Raw genomic sequence first — 14,737 nt, 5'->3', positions numbered from 1 at the left:
CTATAATTCGGAACTGCTATACCGCTGATGAATCAGTTCCGCCTTCGTCTGAAGTTCCATCAGGTCTTTATGTTCGATCGTCGAAGCAATATCCGATATCTTGGAATCAACATCTCTTAGACCGTTCAGCAGCGTTCTCCGATTCTTCGTCTTCGCTTCACCACTTAGGCGCAAAAATGGGTTAATCACACCATTCAAATCCTTCAGAATCAATCTGCGGACCGTATGATTAATATCGCCATTATTGAGCTCCTGCAGCAGCGGAATTACACGTTGAAGTCTCGCAAAAAGCGCCAGTGATTTCTCGACAATTTCATTGTCCAGTGTATCCTTCTGCCCCTCGGAGATAATCATATCTTCCAGAATGCTAAGGTACTCAACTACTGGAGCAAATTCCGGTCCAATCTTCGTTGGTTCGGCCTCAGTTCTACCACTATTGCCCGGATTACCTGGTGCAGCATTATTTGCCGCACTAGGTAATTGCGGAGCATTTGCAGAGGGAGCTGGAGCAACAGGCACCGTCTCTGGACCTGCTGGCAGCACCTCAGCCGGAAGGTTGGTTCTTGGACTTCTCGTTGCAAGAACCCCTACCGCTGCACCCGCTACAGGCAACAGCAAGGAGAGTAACTCAGGCAAAAAAGAACTCGTTAATACAGCGACAACATAGCCAATACCGGCATACAGCAATATTTTCGATTTAAATTTAATTTTTCTCACCTCTTGTGAGCGAGATTGCGAACGCTCAATTCACGGGATCCGGAATTACGGATTCGCCGTTTATTTTCATAATTAGCGGCTGCTCTACATGGCTGGCAAGCACATTATCGCCGAACTCCGCAGGCTGGACCTCTCCGCCGAGTGCACTTTTGACAGCCAGGTATGGAAAGTTAATTCCAGACAGACAAGAAATATGAAGACCTCCAGACATCCGGGGGTTAATCTCCAGCAGTTTAGGAATTCCACCACTATACTTCATTTGAATATTGAAATTGAAAGGTATTTTATATACCTCTGCTACCCGGGAAGCGATCTCCTCCAGCTCCGGAATATGCTCCATCAGCCGCAGACGACCGCCAGCTTTACGACGGGGTACAGCCGCTAACAGCCTGCCATTCTCATCTGACAAGCAATCTATACTGTATTCATAACCTTCCAGCAATTCCATCACCATAAGTTCAGGGAATGTAGGTTCACTTCCCAGAATACGATAGGCCTCATCGAAGGATATCAGCGGAGTTACATGACCAAACAGCTCCTGTAAAGGACTACGTGTGTTATCAATGATACGGAAGCCAAGGCCTCCCTCTGTCTCCGTGGGTTTAAAGCATACGTGGTGTCCTTTGGCTACAAGATCATGATAAGCCTCTTTGAACTGCTCTGCTGTACTCACCACATGATAATCAGGAATTGTCATAATCCCTGTTTCCTTAACACTTTCGTAGAACTTCCCCTTATCCATGATGGTCTCCAATAAGTCCAAATCTCTACAGACTAGAACCTTGGTGCCAATCGCATCAAACATAGCAGCATGCAAAGCTATATCCAGCATATGTAACCGTGGAATGAAGATATCGATCTCATTGCGGCGACAGAAATCCACGCAGAATTGAACATATTCTATTCCAGTCAGTGCTGGTTCAGTCCCAGCAACATCAGCCCCTTGAAGGGACATATGGTGAATATCAGGATGCGTGGCGAAGATTTGTACAGGAACGCCATCCTCATTATTGCGGATGAGATTCATATAATGGTAAGCGACGGAAAACCAGCGATTGAAATAAATGTTTACCTTTTTCATAGTGGCCCAACTCCCAATACGGTTAAGTTATTATAGATCATGTTTACATACTGTAGAATTTCATCACCAGCAAAAACACCCGCTTGCTTCGTAAAGGGATACCTTGATTTTACAAGACCACTCTGCTGCTCTGCAAATATTTCTCCATGACAAGGAGCAATCGCATAGTCCGCACTTTCTAGTAAACTCTTATCCAACAAGGAATCTCCCGATGCTACCATCGGTTCTGAACGAACCGTCCGGCGCACATGAACAATCGCATCACTTTTATTCACAGCGGCAGGAACGACATATAGCTTGCGCCCTTGTAAGGATACCCGCCAGCCCAAATCATATAATCGCTCTGCCAGATTCGTGATCTCATCCATAGGTAATAAATCACGAACTACTACAAAAGTATAAAATAAATCATCACAATACCGCTCACTAATGATCCATTCCTCGTGCACTACAGACCTAACGTGCATTCTAACTTCTTCTGCCGCAGCCGATTCATTTTGAACAAGCCTGCCCACAGAAGCTCTCCAGCTTTTATCTACTTCGCCACCAATCAGAATATTCCCGCCATTACTAGTAATCGCGTAGTCTGGAATAATCGTGTCTTGAAACAGATTAATACGCTTATACTGCGCTATTGTACGTGTTGTAACGGGCATAAAGATAATACGGGAAGTAAGCTCCATCAGATCAGCCAATGCTTTTTGCGAAATGTATGAAACCGTCTTACCATCCACAACCTCCGCAGGAACCAGGCCCGGAGTATTCTCAGGGACACCGATTGCATTTAAGGAATAGATTAACGTTCGGTCCAAATCACTGGCATAGATCATTCCGTCTCACCTCTCAGCGGCTTAATAATCCCGCAACAGGAGTAGGTGAGTCCAGGGAATACTTCTACTGGAACCCCTCTATCCTCTGCTAAGAGAATAATATGACGAAGATTTGGATTATCCATAGTATCGACAAGAATCTTCCACGGTACTCTGCGCAGCAGCACTCGGGTAGTTTCTCCGACTCCGGGCTTGACCAAATTGATGTTATCTATGCCGAACACTTCTTGAATACTCTGAATATCACGCAGGCCCTGCCATGTAATTTCTGGCGGCGATTGCTGCATCTGTTCAGCAATCGCTTGTGCTTTTTCCGCAACGGAGGAGAAATACGGGCAGATCGCCGCAATGAATACATTAGATACATCCGTATCGAGCCATTCCTTGTAGAATTTAGCTCCATGGAATTCTTCCGGACCGATTAAATCATCGCGCAGCACTGTCCTGCTCATCAGTCCTGACACCGTAGAATTGAGGCATGCACTAGGAATAAGATAATCCTCTCTAGTCCCGAACGTGCCTGAACAGTTCCCGGGATCAGCCAATACGGCCAGGTCATCATTTAGCCGAATGCCATATTTCTCATACAGGCTGTTGCACGCTTCAATCAATACCTGGCGAATAGCCCCTTTCCCCGTCCATCCGTCGACAAACTGCAAATCAGCGTCAAGCCCGTGCTTTTGCAGAATATAAAGGATTGCGTTCTCATCAATCCCCTTGCCCCGAATGATAGAGATACTATAATGCGGCAGATCAGCACCATATCGCTCTTGGATATAACGCTTAATCAGTACACCAATTGGTGTTCCCGCTCTTGCCAAAGAGACTAACACCGTATCAAGTCCCCTTTGAGCGACAATCATCTCAGAGACTACCGCTACTGCTAGAGCGACCTTCTCCGCAGATTGCTCCAGCGTCTCGTGAAATAACTCAATATACTGCTCAGTAGGCTGATATTCCACGGGCAGCATCTCAGAGTAGTGTACACCTGATTGAATGGCGGCCTCTCTTTCGTCAGTCGCCCGCTCCAGTGAAACATCGCTCAGATCCTTAAGCAAAAATATAACATCTGACGGAGAATAGCTGCCTAGCGGAACCGGTTCGGCTATACTTCTGTTTAGAATTTTTTCAGTTACTGTTCCCTTCATAGGTAGGGCCTCCACTTCTTCTTTCCGAGGTCAGTACAATAAGATGCACTTTATGGCGGGCCAGTTTCTTCAGTATATCAAGCATAGGTTTCATACGCTCATGCGGTACATCACGCTCAATCAGCACAAATATATCATCGTATTGACCAGGAGCTATATTATAAATAAAGTTTGTGATTTCCGGATCACCAGCTGAAGGATACGCAGCAGCACTATGTACCCCATAATCCGGCCGACGCTCAGGGTGGATTGGACTTCTAGTGGAAGACTGGTAAGCAATCCCTTCCCCCATTTCCGCCGCCACTCTCATCGGAAGATACATAAATTCTCCTACACCCATTACCAAGGCTTTCGGTCCTCTACGCAATTGCCGCAGCTGCTCAGCTATTCGTTTCACACCCTGATCAAGCTCCAGATTATCCTGTGACTCCATTCCGAACCGTCCACTATATTTCATATACGGCGCTGTGTTGATCTCACCATAGGAATCGATAGAGGATACCTCCAGTCGTTCCATTCCATCTTGAGCATAAGTAGTTACAACCTCACACTCAAAAATGGCCTCTCTATCCAGCTGCTCAGTATCCTTATTAAACACCGGTGAACCTATCACTTCAATATTCCCTTGCAGCAGACATAACGACTTAATGCGAATCCCCAGCTCCTGCTCAAGCTCACTATAGTGTTGAAGATTGCTGCCGCTTCTCCAATCCAGAAGAGAGACTACCACATATTCCTCCCGCGGGAATTTTGACTGAATATCTCGAATTGTATTGATCGCGGTTTTCCCGGTCGTAATCTCGTCATCTACCAATATAATGGGCTCTGTCCCAGATAAGAGTTCGGTATCCAAGGCATAACATAGATGATCAACTGCATGGGAATGCTCTTCTACAAAACTTACAACAGACTCCAAATCAGGAATATGCTCACGCGTAGTATGAATATAGGATGCCTGCTCAGCAAAGATGTTGTACACACTGTGACCCAGTGCAGTTGCCGTTTCTGCGAATCCAATAAAAACCACAGGCTTGGGCAAAACCAGCCGGGCCGCTAGTAAATGTTGATAGGCTTCCTTAGCAAATTCAGGATGAATCAGCCCATGAACCGCCATATCCAATAACTTTGTCATACGATCACTATCCACGGAATCGCCGTTCATCTCCTGATATAACAGCAGCGCCAACGCTGCTCCGCTTAGAAGTGAAGTATACGGATCGACGGGGATATGCTTGCCAAGCACCTTACTGACAAACAGAAAAGTTCGTTTTTTATTAATTCGCGCCGCCATAGAAAATAAAGAATCCAGAGGCATATGAAAGGGGTTAAAGGTTTCGGTTACATTCACTTGCAGGTTCTCGACTATGTTATACGTGCGTAAATTCGTTTTCGGGTAATAATCCGACAAAATGCTGTTGTTCATGTAACACCCCGTATATTTGAGATCGTAGTAAAATTCGTCTTGCCCAATTCAGATGGGGCTTAATTTCGTTCATTTTATTAAAATATTGACTCTTAAACACGCCCAGACTGCCATCATTACTTTCTACAATGCTTAAAGCGTCGACGTATTCCTCATGCATCACTGTATACATCGCCTGAACAGGTCTGAGATGAGAAGGATGGATAATCGTCTTACCCACAATTCCATTCTCTTTATCCAAAATAACCTCACGAATTAGCCCATCCACACTGCTCGAGATATAGCTATTCCGCATATCACGGCCGTTTTTGCCGTAAGTATCCTCAAATGGCGTCTGCCGCAGCTGCGGCCGGAGAACTCGATGACCTTTATTCGCAAAATACTCCCAGACAGGTCCTGAGATCACATATCCCTCTTCAACCCGCCCAAACACATTGATAATGTCCGAGATACAGTCACGGATAGGAGTAAGATCATAAATACTAACATCAGGACTGCGACGCAGTCCGAACAGGCTGGAGAAATCCGTTGCCCCAATTCTGACGTTTAGGACAAGTTCACGGTAATTACGGAGTAAATCACGGATAGATAGCAGACTGTCCACTCGACTTTCCCGATAAATAATAGGTGCAGTTTCCAAAATTGGCATCCCGTAAAGCACAGGATCATTATAACCACGCGTATTGTTGTACTCAGCTAACGTTTCAAAATATTGAATTCCATTGTCCACAGAGAACTTAGGAAATACAAACCCTGTTAACATCGTTACCAAGGATCCCAAGCGGAAAATCATTTGCCGGAGTTGGTCCGGGTTACGTACTCGTATAAAAAGAAGCGGGAGGCTGTTCGATGAATCCAGCTCATTTTCTGCGTAAGCAGCTAGGTAAATAAGATGCTGGATAATAGACTCCTCTGCATTGTCAACCTGGTCATCTCCGATTGCGTCCTCCAGATCTATAATAACCGTCACTAGACCTGCATTCTTGAGCTTAATGATGTCTTCTGCAACACTTGCACGGGTAGCCGGCATATAGAGGGCAGCGCCGACAGCGTAAGCTAACAGTTCCTTGTTCGTGGTATGATCAAATGAGATAGGCGGAGTGTAAAACAAAGAGATTTCTTGTTCTTTCGTCAGGTAATCGAAGTATCTCAAATCGGTTCCCCCTTATAGTTTTGCGAAGCCAAGCAAAACAAGCGTAGACCTCTCCTCATAGAGAGTGTCAGAACCGGCAATACTCTCCCTTGGGGATGGCATCTTGGCTCTCTCAAATATAAGTGAAGGCCTACGCTATAACATATACGATTACCTGAAAGAAGCAGGCGTTTCTATTCTTGCATGATCGGCTCCGACTTCTCTATGGTGCAATTACTTTTTTAATCATGCACTTTTATGGGCATCTTTTTTCTTACGTCTAGCACTATAGAGGATCGTACCCACGAATACCGCTATAAGGATTGTAAAGAATACGACATGCGGCAATTCAAAACCAAAAGCACCCGCTAGCATCTTACCCGCAATAATGGCGATAAGCAGGAACGCTGCCTGTTCCAATTCAGGGAATTTATCAATAAGCTTCAAGAATACCTGCGCCACTCCGCGCATCATCAGAACCCCTAAGATACCACCCATAAAGAGAACCCAAACCTGATCGCTAAGTCCAAATGCTGCAATAACACTGTCAATACTGAAAGCAATATCCATTAATTCAACAAGGAGAACCGTCTTCCAAAAAGAAGTGCCTTTATTCTCCGTATGCTCTTCGCCACTACCTTTAAATAAACCTTTATATGCGATATAAAAGAGATACAGTGCACCAAGAACCTTAACCAAAGTAAACTTAATAAGAAATGTCCCTAGTCCAATGGCCAGGAATCTGAACAAATAAGCCCCTAAGATACCGTAGAAAAGCGCCTTTTTCTGCTGCTCCTTAGGTAGATGCTTAACCATAACGGCAAGCACAAGCGCATTATCTGCAGAGAGCAAACCTTCTAGTAGAATTAAGCTCCCGATAATCCCCCAGCTCACAGGATCAGAGAGTGTACCTACTACATCACTCCATGAGAAAAAATGCCCGTAATTCTCACTAATATTTCTAAAAAAATCTGCGAACCAATCCATTACACTTTGCGCCTCCGGTAAAATCGATTATTTGCTGCCCGCAACCCAGCGCAGCCCCCAGCCATAGGCTTCATCCATCTCACGATGACCACTGTAATATTGCACCAGCCGTTCAACACTAAATGTTTCATTGCTTACATTCCGGAATAACGCAATGGCACACATCCCTTTACGGTTGTTATGCTCGTCCAAATTTACAATGATATCAGGTCCTCCGCCTTGTTTGATGGTGACAACCCCATCGGCCTCCGACCAGTTGGTTACCCCTTTATAAATAAAGGAAAACACTAGAATGCGTTCAATCTCGGAAATTTTGATACCATTTATACGCAAATTCTCACCAGTAGTTACGGAGCCTGTCCGATCATCCCCATCAAGCATGACATAAGGAGGTTGATTCAATGAGCCAAAGGCATTGCCCAACGCTTGTACCACTCCTTTACTGCCATTCTTCAGTTCATACAGACAAGCAAGATCTAGATCTACGCCATTTTTACGACTAAAGAGTCCGCCCTGCTTCTGGTTCCAGTTGAGATTAATCAACACTTCCCCTAAATCACCACTGGCTGATTTTTTCAAATTGATGGAATCGCCTTTTTTCTTCAGCTCGATTTTCTTCAAGTTGAGATTCATTGGCGAAGGCGGGGGTGTGGCTGGAGAGCTCTCTTCACGTTTCACTGGCTGCGCAGGCGGCGTTGCGAAGATTTGTGGTGGAATCTGCGGCTTAACCTCCGGCTGTGGAGCAGCAGGAGCAGGCTCCTCATTCGCTTCAATACCGAAGTTGCTGCATATCTCTTTCAAACCTCCGGCAAACCCCGCTGCAATGGCACTGAACTTCCATTCACTGTTATATCTATATAATTCCCCTACCACAATGGCCGTTTCCACGGAGAAAAGATTGTCGAGATCACATCGGAGCAGTTCCGCACCTGTCACTTGATTGAGAATCCGAAAATAGGCCTGACTAACTTGCCCAAAACTTTGACCCCTTTTCTCCCCATCATAAATGGTAAGCGTAAAGGCAATCTTCATCACATCGGAAGGAATCTTATCCAATTGAACTTCGAATTGCTTGCGGTCATTGAATCCTGGCACATCCTTATACCTAATATAAGATGTGGCTGGATTATTATAAAATATTAAATCCTCGTCTTTACTTACTTTACCCTCTGATCCAAGCAGGAAAGCAGAGCTATCAATCTCCAGAGCAGCCGGAGCATGCCAGCCGATCTCTACGATTATAGAATGAAGTCCAGCATTGCCTTTGGTCAGATCAGCTTTTTGCCCTTTGACTACGTTAACACTCATTCTTACGCCACCTTTATAAATGGAGTAAACCAACTAATAATTTTGTAAAAAAGAACCCCACAAAGTGGAGTCTGTACTGCTCTAAATATTTATAAAAAGGGCAGGATCGGTAATGACCCCGCCCACTTGGATGTTATTGCGCGTCCAGTCCATAGTTTCTGCATAAAGCGCTTAGACCGCCGGCAAAGCCACTTCCAATCGCCTGGAACTTCCAATCCGCACCATTGCGGTAGAACTCACAGAATACAACAGCTGTTTCAGTTGAAAAGTCTTCACCTAAATCGAAGCGAAGCACTTCACGATCATTAGAAGCATCTACTACACGTACAAAAGCATTGGAAACCTGTCCAAAGTTTTGTGCCCGAGTTTCATAATCATAGATCGTTACCGTTATTCCGATGCGCTGAATATGAGCAGGGATTTTGCTGAAATCAACAACAATCTGCTCGTCATCTCCGTCACCCTCACCTGTACGGTTATCCCCCGTATGAGTCAAGGAACCTGCGCCACCCGAAGGATTGTTGTAGAATACAAAATCATCGGAGCCCTTGGCCTTACCATCTTCATGCAGTAAAAAGGCTGAGGCATCAAGGTCAAAATCTTGGCCGCCGCTATACTTATTAGTATCCCAGCCCAACCCTACTACTACCTTCGTCAAACCCGGATTAGTCTTGGTAAGATCAATCCGTTGTCCTTTAGAGAGACTGATCGTCACTGACAAAACCTTCTTTCATTTATGAATTCAATTCATCTTTAGCATGCAGAATGAAATTTATTGCAGGCCGTAGTCGCGAGTCAAACCGCTCAAGCCGTCTTTGTAGCCACTGCCGATAGCATTGAACTTCCATTCTGCACCGTTACGATACAATTCGCCTACAACAACACCAGTTTCAATAGAGAAATCCTCACCGAGGTCGAAACGAATCAATTCTTCATTGTTCAGATCGTTTACGATACGTACGTAGGAACGGGAGACTTGTCCAAAGTTTTGGCTTCTTGCTTCAGCATCATAAATTGTAATAGTAAAAGCTACTTTGTCTACATCAGCAGGGATGTTCTGAAGATCCACTTGAACCTGCTCATCATCACCATCGCCTTCACCTGTACGGTTATCTCCGGTATGAACAACAGAAGCATTCTCATTTTGCTTGTTATTGAAGAAAATGAAGTTGGTTTCTTTATCAACTTTACCACTAGCATTGGTCAAAAAGACGGATACGTCCAAATCGAAATCTTTTCCGCCGTCATATTTATTTGTGTCCCAACCAAGACCTACTGTGATTTTGGATAGACCTGGGTTTGTTTTCGTTAAATCGATTTTTTGACCTTTGGATAGATTAATTGCCATGATTACATACCTCTTTTCTTATATTTAGATTATACGTAGCGTTCTGCAAGTTGATTGATATGAGCGGCGTGGCTGCCTTCACCAATTGCAGCGAACTTCCATTCTCCACCTTGGCGGTAAAGCTCTCCACAAATAAGTGCCGTAAAACCTGTGTAGTTGTCTGACAAGTTGAATTTAATCAACTCACTATTCCCGGCAGCATTTATTACCCGAATATACGCTGATTTGATCATTCCAAAATCCTGTTTGCGATTCACCGCATCGTAAATGTTAACGACAACCAGAACCTTGTGAACATCGGCAGGAATGGCTTTCAAATTAACCATGATTTGCTCGTCATCTCCGTCGCCTTCACCCGTCAGATTATCTCCGGAATGAATGACCGAGTTGCAAGGACTTTGCTTGTTGTGGAAGCAGATCAGGTTACCCTTCTTAGTTAGCTTACCATCCTCATTTAATAGCAGTGCTGAGGCATCACAGTCGACATTCGCCTGTTTCTTGACTCCAAAGAATCCCCGCGAGGCTTCAATTGGATCCCAGCCTAAGCCCACAATTACATTGGACAAGCCCGCATTACCTTTAGTCAAATCAATCTTTTGACCTTTTACCAGATTAATTCCAGCCAAATCAACGTACCTCCGTTTCCGATAAAAATCATTATCTGTTAGTCTAGCTTTTAGGTGTTATATCAGTGATACGATAAAGAATAAATTACGTTTCAACGAACTTTTATCTATGACTTCACCTAATTTATAAACTGAATTCGCTAGGGTTTAATCCTAAGACGCCACAAATATTCCGCACAACTGCTTTTTCGTAATCATCAAAATCACCATCAGCTGATCCAATTGCCGAGCATACACCCACGATCAGACGGCCCGCTTCTGGTTTGCCGCTAAACTTAGCGATCGCTTTCAAAGCTTCTTGTTTTCCTATTTCTGGTGAAAATTCGAAGTTACTTACGTAATAGTTGAATTGAGCAATGACATCTCTCATGTCAAATACCTTCAATTCATTACTCATATTCATATAGCCGGCCATTTTGTTTTTCTCTGCTTCTTCTATTTTACCGTCCGCCGCAGCGACCAAAGCGCAGCCTGCAACTACCGCATTCATGAAATCTTTATTTTTGAATTTCTTCACTTGATCTGTAAGTCCGCTTTTGGCTGTATTCAACCAGTTTTTAAATGTGCTCATCGTATTCTCCCTCTATCACTGCTAGATTATGATAACAAAAGATATCCCAAGAGCCTCCTCTCCACGTTCCGACAGATTTTGCATATAAATCCCTGAAATAACCGTTACTCTTCTAATATACCTGATAAAATAACAAGATTCTACTTTCCACAAAATTACAGCACCTTTGATAGAAAGGATCGTGTCCGTTCTTGCTTAGGATTTCCGAACAGCTGCTCCGGACTTCCTTCTTCCACAATCTCACCTTGTTCCATGAACAGCACCCGATCCCCCACCTCACGCGCAAAGCCCATTTCATGTGTCACCACGACCATCGTCATCCCCTCACGGGCCAGTTCCTTCATCACCGCCAGCACTTCCCCCACCATCTCCGGGTCAAGCGCTGAGGTTGGTTCGTCAAAGAGCATAATTTGGGGCTCCATAGCCAGCGCCCTTGCAATTGCTACCCGCTGAGCCTGCCCCCCAGACAATGAGGCTGGATACATCTCTGCTTTTTCACTTAGACCTACTTTTTGCAGCAGCTCAAGCGCTTTTTGCCGCGCTTTATCCGGAGACCATTTACGCACCTGAACCGGCGCCAGCATAATGTTTTCTATAACCTTCATATGAGGAAATAGATTAAACTGCTGAAATACCATCCCAAGCTCTGTACGGATATCGTTAATCTTCGTACTCGCCGCCATCAAAGAAGTGCCTTCAATTACAATCTCGCCCCCCTGCGGCTGCTCCAGTAAATTAAGGCAACGCAAAAAGGTGGATTTACCCGATCCGGACGGCCCAATAACCACCACTACCTCCTGACTGAAAATATCGATACTTATGTCGGCCAGCACCGTGTTTGTTCCAAATGATTTATGTAAGTTCCGTACTGAAATCATAGGCTCCATCCTATTTCAGCCTCCGTTCAACGTAATTCAGCAGCTTGCTAAGAGAATAGGTAAGAATGAAATAAATAAGTGCCGCTGTCAAATAAGGCTCCCATATCCGCAAATATTGCCCTTTCATCGTGTTGGTCCAATACATTATTTCCGGTGCAGCCACCAAAGCCAGAAGAGAGGAGTCTTTCACAAGCACAATAAACTCGTTACCAAAAGCCGGAACCATCCGTTTGATCGCTTGCGGTAAAATAATAAATCTCATCGCTTGCCGACTAGTCATCCCCAGTGAAATAGCCGCTTCCCGTTGCCCACGATCAACCGACTGAATGCCTGCCCGAAAAATCTCAGCCGAATAAGCAGCCGAATTAAGCGACAGAGCAACAAACGCAGTAATTAGGGCATTGGTTTTGCCGTAAAGCGGGGGAATCACTCCAAAGTGAACAATCAGAATCTGCACATACAATGGTGTTCCTCGAAAAAAATTGATATATGAATGAAAAGGCCAGCGCAAATACCATTTTGGGGCCATTTTGCCAAATCCGATCCCCAGTCCCAAAATAGAGCCAAATAAAATAGAAACTACAGAAATACCGATAGTCAGCAGTGTCCCTTTTAAAAGGACGGGCAAATAATGAATGATAATGTCCATTCTAAAATCCATAGGACTCTCCCCTTCTCTTCTTTGTGTCATCTCTCTTTAAAAAAATAAGCATGCGCAATAGCTATCATTACGCATGCTTATTAGGTTTTTTCCTTATTTTGCGTTCAATAAGCTATCCAGGTTAGGTTCTTCGCCGAACCAAGTTTTGTAGATTTCCGCGTACTTTCCGTTTTCCAATACCTTCTTAATAGCTGGATCCAGTTTCGTTTTTAACTCACTGCCCTTAGGGTAAAGAATGCCGTAATATTCCGCTCCGAAATTCTCCGTGTCTACAATCCCCACCAGCTTCTGCTTAGGATTGTTTTTCATGTACTCACGTACAATGGCAATATCCGCTACGACCGCATCGGCTCCGCCGCCATTCAGTTCCATCAATGCCACCGCATTACTGTCAAAACGTTTCAAGTTAGGGTTGTCGACACCCATTATTCCGCTCATCAGGTCATCTGCAGTTGTGGCCCCTTGTATTGCAACTACTTTATCTTTAAGATCAAGTGCGTTTTTGATGTCGCTGCCTTCTTTAACCATAATCATATTGGTAGATTCGAAATAAGGGATGGAATAGTCATAGGTTTCTTTACGTTCATCCGTAATCGATACTGAAGATAGCCCTGCTTGATACTCCGTTCCCTGCTTCACACTTTGCAGCATCGTTTCCCAGCCTGTGTTCGTTATGTCATAGTCTATTCCCGCTTCTTCCATAACTGCCTTAATGAAATCGATGTCGAATCCTTTGATTTTATCCGTGTCCATATACTCCATAGGAGCGTAGCTGGCATCACTGGCAAACTTAATTTTCTCCGCTGAGGAATCGTTACCAGCTTTACTGTTATTTGCTCCACAACCTACCAATGCAACCACCACAAATGATATAAAAACTGACATTAAAACACGACTTTTTATTCTCATATCCCCATTCCCCCTATTTTCGGAAATAACTTAAAGAGATTTTAACAGATTAAAGGATTCATGACAATTAACTTTTCTAAATTATGTAAGGTTATATAACACAATATTATTATTTTATACGTTTTATGCGTACATCACTCTCAAAAAAATTCATCAAACACAAAAGGCACTGCCAGAGATTGTATTCTCTCTAGCAATGCCTTTAGCATATTTAACTTTAAACCTATTAAAGTGTGATATCTCCATCATAAGAACCGATCAATTTATACAGATCCGGCCGGCGGTCACGGAAGATTCCCCACTCGATCCGGCCAACTTCCAAAGCATCCAGATCGAATTCGCTTACCAGCACAGTTTGCTCCTCACGTCCAGCCTCAACGATTTTATTGCCCTGAGGACCTGCAATGAACGATGAGCCGTAGAAATTAATGCTCGAATCCTCATCAATTTCCTCACCAATACGGTTGGAAGCCACGACTGGAATAAGATTCGCAGCTGCATGTCCAAGCATACAGGTCTGCCAATGATCCTTGGAATCGATCGATCCATCCTGCGGTTCAGACCCAATAGCCGTTGGATAGAACAGAATTTCTGCTCCCATCAGGCTCATTACTCTAGCCGCTTCTGGATACCATTGATCCCAGCAGATGCCTACACCAATCTTGGCATAACGAGTGTTCCATACCTTAAAGCCAGTATCTCCCGGATTAAAGTAGAACTTCTCTTCATAACCTGGGCCATCTGGAATATGACTCTTGCGGTATTTGCCCAGCACCGTTCCATCAGCATCAATTACAGCAAGTGAGTTGTAACGCGCGTAATTCTTTTTCTCATAAAAACTAATCGGCAGTACCACTTGCAGCTCCTTGGCTACTGCTTTGAAATGATTAATCGCCTTGTTATGCTCAAGCTCTGTTGCGTATGCGTAATAATCAGCTTTCTCTTTTTGACAGAAATACGGAGTCTCAAACAGCTCCTGGAGCAAAATAATTTGCGCACCCTGTGCTGCCGCTTCTCTGACCAATGTCTCGGCTTTGCTGATATTCTCCTCAATATTGCTGGAACAACTCATTTGTGTCGCAGCTACTTTTACATTTCTCAAGTATCTGTCCTCCTTG

The 14,737-nt window shown here is 44.3% G+C and carries 16 protein-coding genes; all 16 read right to left on the bottom strand.

Annotated features, from left to right (window positions below):
- A complete protein-coding gene (locus tag NST58_RS02195; RefSeq protein WP_076276054.1) occupies nucleotides 1–708 on the bottom strand; it encodes a hypothetical protein in 708 nt (235 codons plus the stop codon).
- 34 nt (nucleotides 709–742) lie between these two features.
- On the bottom strand, nucleotides 743–1,798 hold the full coding sequence (locus NST58_RS02190; protein ID WP_076185601.1) for an ATP-grasp domain-containing protein: 1,056 nt from the start codon (nucleotides 1,796–1,798) through the stop codon (nucleotides 743–745).
- A complete protein-coding gene (locus NST58_RS02185) occupies nucleotides 1,795–2,628 on the bottom strand; it encodes an HAD family hydrolase (protein ID WP_036687429.1) in 834 nt (277 codons plus the stop codon). The genes NST58_RS02190 and NST58_RS02185 overlap by 4 nt, the downstream gene beginning before the upstream one ends.
- Nucleotides 2,625–3,776 (bottom strand): cysteine protease StiP family protein, encoded by a 1,152-nt coding sequence (locus NST58_RS02180; protein WP_076304760.1) that lies wholly within the window; start codon nucleotides 3,774–3,776, stop codon nucleotides 2,625–2,627. The genes NST58_RS02185 and NST58_RS02180 overlap by 4 nt, the downstream gene beginning before the upstream one ends.
- Entirely contained in the window at nucleotides 3,757–5,067 is a 1,311-nt protein-coding gene (locus tag NST58_RS02175; RefSeq protein WP_076219211.1) for a phosphoribosyltransferase family protein, read from the bottom strand. The genes NST58_RS02180 and NST58_RS02175 overlap by 20 nt, the downstream gene beginning before the upstream one ends.
- Before the next feature lie 76 nt (nucleotides 5,068–5,143).
- Nucleotides 5,144–6,352, bottom strand: coding sequence for an HpcH/HpaI aldolase/citrate lyase family protein (locus NST58_RS02170; protein WP_232061116.1), 1,209 nt, complete (start codon nucleotides 6,350–6,352; stop codon nucleotides 5,144–5,146).
- A gap of 225 nt (nucleotides 6,353–6,577) precedes the next feature.
- Nucleotides 6,578–7,318: a TerC family protein gene (locus tag NST58_RS02165; RefSeq protein ID WP_036687425.1), complete on the bottom strand. Its 741-nt coding sequence runs from the start codon at nucleotides 7,316–7,318 to the stop codon at nucleotides 6,578–6,580.
- Between the two features lie 27 nt (nucleotides 7,319–7,345).
- Nucleotides 7,346–8,626 carry a TerD family protein gene (locus tag NST58_RS02160; protein ID WP_076124694.1) on the bottom strand — a complete coding sequence of 427 codons (1,281 nt, stop codon included), beginning with the start codon at nucleotides 8,624–8,626 and terminating at the stop codon, nucleotides 7,346–7,348.
- Nucleotides 8,627–8,759: 133 nt separating this feature from the next.
- On the bottom strand, nucleotides 8,760–9,341 hold the full coding sequence (locus tag NST58_RS02155; protein ID WP_036687422.1) for a TerD family protein: 582 nt from the start codon (nucleotides 9,339–9,341) through the stop codon (nucleotides 8,760–8,762).
- Between the two features lie 57 nt (nucleotides 9,342–9,398).
- A complete protein-coding gene (locus tag NST58_RS02150) occupies nucleotides 9,399–9,974 on the bottom strand; it encodes a TerD family protein (RefSeq protein WP_036687420.1) in 576 nt (191 codons plus the stop codon).
- Between the two features lie 29 nt (nucleotides 9,975–10,003).
- Nucleotides 10,004–10,600 (bottom strand): TerD family protein, encoded by a 597-nt coding sequence (locus NST58_RS02145; RefSeq protein WP_076124695.1) that lies wholly within the window; start codon nucleotides 10,598–10,600, stop codon nucleotides 10,004–10,006.
- Nucleotides 10,601–10,724: 124 nt separating this feature from the next.
- Nucleotides 10,725–11,171 carry a tellurite resistance TerB family protein gene (locus NST58_RS02140; RefSeq protein ID WP_076124697.1) on the bottom strand — a complete coding sequence of 149 codons (447 nt, stop codon included), beginning with the start codon at nucleotides 11,169–11,171 and terminating at the stop codon, nucleotides 10,725–10,727.
- 155 nt (nucleotides 11,172–11,326) lie between these two features.
- Complete coding sequence (locus tag NST58_RS02135) at nucleotides 11,327–12,049, bottom strand: amino acid ABC transporter ATP-binding protein (protein WP_076276053.1); 723 nt, start codon at nucleotides 12,047–12,049, stop codon at nucleotides 11,327–11,329.
- Between the two features lie 10 nt (nucleotides 12,050–12,059).
- Entirely contained in the window at nucleotides 12,060–12,710 is a 651-nt protein-coding gene (locus NST58_RS02130) for an amino acid ABC transporter permease (RefSeq protein WP_076124698.1), read from the bottom strand.
- A gap of 93 nt (nucleotides 12,711–12,803) precedes the next feature.
- Complete coding sequence (locus NST58_RS02125; protein WP_339245993.1) at nucleotides 12,804–13,619, bottom strand: transporter substrate-binding domain-containing protein; 816 nt, start codon at nucleotides 13,617–13,619, stop codon at nucleotides 12,804–12,806.
- A gap of 226 nt (nucleotides 13,620–13,845) precedes the next feature.
- The gene (gene aguB / locus NST58_RS02120) at nucleotides 13,846–14,721 is read right to left on the bottom strand and encodes an N-carbamoylputrescine amidase (protein WP_076124702.1); all 876 of its coding nucleotides are present in this window, start codon (nucleotides 14,719–14,721) and stop codon (nucleotides 13,846–13,848) included.
- Nucleotides 14,722–14,737 lie beyond the last annotated feature (16 nt).

This window comes from Paenibacillus sp. FSL R10-2796, from assembly GCF_037965315.1.
Taxonomy (GTDB): domain Bacteria; phylum Bacillota; class Bacilli; order Paenibacillales; family Paenibacillaceae; genus Paenibacillus_AQ; species Paenibacillus_AQ odorifer.
Note: the sequence above shows the minus strand (reverse complement) of the source record. Positions and strands in the feature narration are given on the sequence as shown.